The organism is uncultured Aquincola sp., assembly GCF_964001545.1.
Lineage (GTDB): Bacteria > Pseudomonadota > Gammaproteobacteria > Burkholderiales > Burkholderiaceae_C > Aquincola.
The window spans coordinates 1-3,904 of record NZ_CAXFDV010000032.1 but is presented as its reverse complement, the minus strand read 5'-3'; the positions used below and the strand labels follow the sequence as shown (position 1 = coordinate 3,904).

Annotated in this window: 4 protein-coding genes; all 4 read left to right on the top strand. The window is 71.2% G+C overall.

Annotated features, from left to right (window positions below; translation table 11 throughout):
- The first annotated feature begins 132 nt into the window (after nucleotides 1–132).
- The gene (locus ABNT58_RS01165) at nucleotides 133–513 is read left to right on the top strand and encodes a DUF2946 domain-containing protein (RefSeq protein WP_348751681.1); all 381 of its coding nucleotides are present in this window, start codon (nucleotides 133–135) and stop codon (nucleotides 511–513) included.
- 110 nt (nucleotides 514–623) lie between these two features.
- Nucleotides 624–2,882 (top strand): TonB-dependent receptor, encoded by a 2,259-nt coding sequence (locus ABNT58_RS01160; protein ID WP_348751680.1) that lies wholly within the window; start codon nucleotides 624–626, stop codon nucleotides 2,880–2,882.
- Nucleotides 2,883–2,893: 11 nt separating this feature from the next.
- Nucleotides 2,894–3,424, top strand: a complete 531-nt coding sequence (locus ABNT58_RS01155) for a YcnI family protein (protein ID WP_348751679.1) — start codon at nucleotides 2,894–2,896, stop codon at nucleotides 3,422–3,424.
- A gap of 23 nt (nucleotides 3,425–3,447) precedes the next feature.
- A partial coding sequence (locus ABNT58_RS01150) for a copper chaperone PCu(A)C (protein ID WP_348751678.1) occupies nucleotides 3,448–3,904 on the top strand: 457 nt, incomplete at its 3' end.

Sequence of the window (3,904 nt, the reverse complement as noted above, 5' to 3'; positions counted from 1 at the left end):
TCGTTGGGCGACGACGGCGCGGCGCTCACCATGCGGCGCGCGGGCAGGGCAGGGGCGCCGAAATCGTCGGTCTGGATGCTCATGGCCCATTATCCCCAGCGGCCTGCCCGCGCCCGTTAACATGCGCCCGCCGTGACCACCCCCTTCCGCCTTCACCCGCTGCGCCGCGCAGCCTGGCTCGCGCTCTGCGCGATGCTGTGGCTGGCCCTGGCGCCGACCGTGGTGCATGCGGTGGAAGCCGCGCAGGGCCCGATGCCCTGGGCGCAGATCTGCTCGGCCAGCGGCTTCAAGCCCGCGCCGGGCAGCCCGTCGGAGGCGGCCGACCATCTCCAGTCTCACTGCCCCTTCTGCGCGCTGTCGCAGCTGGGCGCCACGCTGCCTCCACCGCCGGCGGCCTTCGTCTTCCTGCCCGACGAGCGCGCGCACGAAGTGCCCGCGCTCTTCCTGCAGGCGCCGCACACGCTGCATGCGTGGCGGCATGCGCTCTCGCGCGGCCCGCCTTCTTTCGCCTGAACCTGCCTCGCCCGCCCGCCGCTGCGCGCCCTGCGTGGCGGCAGGCGACTGCCGCCGGTGGCCTGCGCCCTTGCGCGCCGCGCCGGCCCGCCGTTCAGGAGTTCTTGTCCGTGAATCCAAAGATCCATCGGGCCGCGCTGGGTGCGCTGGCCCTGGCCGCGCCCGTTTGCAGCTTCGCGGCCGATGCCGCCATCGTCGAAGTGGTGGGTGGCCGGCCCAGCTCGCTGCCCACCCACCTGCCCACCACCATCGAGGGCATCACCGCCGCGGAGATCGCCGAGAAGATCAACGCCACCGACAGCGAAGATGCGCTCAAGTACCTGCCCAGCCTGCTGGTGCGCAAGCGCTACATCGGCGACTACAACCACGCGGTGCTGTCCAGCCGCGCTTCGGGCACCGGCAACAGTGCCCGCTCGATGGTATTTGCCGACGGCATCCTGCTGTCCAACTACCTGGGCAACGGCGCCAGCTTCACGCCGCGCTGGGGCCTGGTGAACCCGGAAGAGATCGAGCGGGTGGACGTGCTATACGGCCCGTTCTCGGCGGCCTACGGCGGCAACTCGGTGGGCGCGGTGGTCGACTACGTCACCCGCATGCCCACCCGCTTCGAGGCGCACGCCAAGGTGGGTTTCTTCAGCCAGCCCTTCGACCTTTACGGCACCCACGAGACCTACACCGGCTGGCAGACCAGCGCCTCGCTGGGCAGCCGCAGCGGCGCCTGGTCGTGGTGGCTGTCGGCCAGCCGGCTCGACAGCGAAGGCCAGCCGCTGACCTTTCCCACGCGGCTGCGGTCGCAGGGCGGCACACCCGCCGCCGCCGCGGTGCCGGTGACCGGCGCCGTGGCCGGGCTGGACAAGAGCAACCTGCCCTGGTGGCTGCTGGGCAGCGCCACCCAGTACCGCACCCAGCAGGACCAGGCCAAGCTGAAGCTGGCTTACGACTTCGCGCCCGGCCTGCGCGCCACCTACGTGGTGGGCCTGTGGCGCAACACCGCGGTGGGTCAGTCGGCCAGCTACCTGCGTGATGCGGCCGGCCAGCCCGTGTACAGCGGCCCGGTCATCATCGATGGCCGTGGCTACACCCTGGGCGCCACCGACTTCAACCAGTCGCGCGAGGGCCTGCAGCACCTGATGCAGGGCCTGACGCTGCAGCAGCGCAGCGGCGGCGTGTTCGACTGGAAGCTGGCCGCCAGCGGCTACGACTACCGGCGCGACCGCCAGCGCACCCCCACCGTGGCCAAGCCGGCGGCCGATGACGGTGGCGCCGGCCGCCTGACCGACCTCGGCGGCACCGGCTGGGACACGCTGTCGATGGACGCCATCTGGCGCCCCGGCGGCGCCCACCAGCTGGAATTCGGCCTGCAGCAGGAGCAGTACCGCTGGCGCCAGGCCATCGGCAACACCGCCGACTGGGTCGATGGCAGCGTCACCAGCCCCTCCAGCGGCTTCAGCGGCAACACGCGCTTGCGCAGCCTGTACCTGCAAGACGCCTGGACGCTGGCGCCGCAGTGGAAGGCGTTGCTGGGCGCCCGCTTCGAGCATTGGCAGGCCTGGGGCGGCGAAAAGACCGTGGGCAGCGGCGCGCCGGTGCCCTTCGCCGACCGCAGCGAGCACGCCACCTCGCCCAAGTTGGCGCTGGGCTGGCAGCCCTCGGCCGATTGGTCGGTGAAGCTGGCCACCGGCCGCGCGGTGCGCATGCCCACCGTGGCCGAGCTGTTCCAGGGCACGCCGGGCGACAACCCGCCGGTCAACAACCCGGCGCTCAAGCCCGAGCGGTCGTGGACCACCGAACTGGCCTCCACCTGGAGCCTGGGGCTGCACCGGGTGCGTGCCTCGCTGTTCCATGAGGACACCCACGACGCGCTGTACGCGCAGACCATCGCCGGCACGCAGCCGCTGGTCAGCAGCACGCAGAACGTGGGCCGCATCCGCACCCGCGGCGTGGAAGGCGTATTCGAAGGCACCGACGTGGCGCTCAAGGGCTTTGACCTGCTGGCCAGCCTGACCTTCGCCGATTCGCGCATCCTGGACAACGCAGGCTTTGCTGCCAGCGAAGGCAAGCTGCAGCCGCGGGTGCCGCGCTGGCGCGGCAGCCTGCTGGCCACCTGGCGCGCCACCGAAAGGCTGTCGGCCAGCTTTGGCGCCCGCTACGGCAGCACGCAGTACGGCACGCTGGACAACAGCGACGGCCACGGCACGGCCTACCAGGGCTTTTCGCGCTACTTCACCACCGACCTGCGGCTGCGCTACGCCATCAACAAGCAGTGGTCGGCGGCTTTCGGCATCGACAACCTGAACAACGCCGAGTACTGGAACTTCCACCCCTACCCGCAACGCACCTACAGCGCCGAGCTGAAGTTCGACCTGTGACAGAGCGCACCATGACCAAGACGATCAAGACCCTGCTGCTGGCCGCCACGGCCGCCGGCCTGTGCCACACCGCCAGCGCCCACGTGGTGCTGGACCAGCCCGCCGCGCTGGCCGGCAGCAGCTACAAGGCCACACTGCGCATCGGCCACGGCTGCGACGGCCGCGCCACCACGCTGGTGAAGGTGCTGGTGCCCGAAGGCATGCGCGGCGCCCGGCCCATGCCCAAGGCCGGCTGGACGCTGCAGACCACCAAGGCGCCGCTGGCCCAGCCCTACGACAGCCACGGCAAGCGCATCACCGAAGACGTGCGCGAGATCACCTGGGAAGGCGGGCCTTTGCCCGACGCCTGGGCCGACGAATTCAGTTTCGTGGCACAACTGCCGGCCCAGCCGGGCCCGTTGCCCATCCAGGTGCTGCAGCAATGCGGCAATGAAGCCCGGCTCGAATGGTTCGACGTGGCCGTGCCCGGCGCCAAGCCCCCACGCTCACCGGCACCGGTGCTCGACGTGCTGCCCGGCGACGGCAGCGGCCACGCCCATTGATTCACCCACACCAGGAGAAAGACATGACCTTGAAAACCCGCCTCGCCACCGCGCTGCTGCTGGCCGCCGCCGCCACCGCCGCCATGGCCCAGCCCAAGGTGGAGGCTGCCTGGTCGCGGCCCACGGTGCAGGGCCAGAAGGCCGGCGGCAGCTTCCTGCGCATCGAAAGCCCGACGGCCGACCGCCTGGTGGGCGGCAGCAGCCCGGTGGCCGGCCGCGTGGAACTGCACACGATGAAGATGGAAGGCGACGTGATGCGCATGCGCGAGGTCGACGGCATCGAGGTGCCGGCCGGCCAGGCCGTGGCGCTGCAGCCCGGTGGCCTGCACCTGATGCTGATGGACCTGAAGTCGCCGCTGAAGGCCGGCGACCGCTTTCCGCTGACGCTGAAGTTCGAGAAGGCGGGTGAAGTGCCGGTGCAGGTGGAGGTGCGGACCGCCGCGCCCGGTGCTGCGCCGGGTGGCAAGGCCGAGGCCGAAG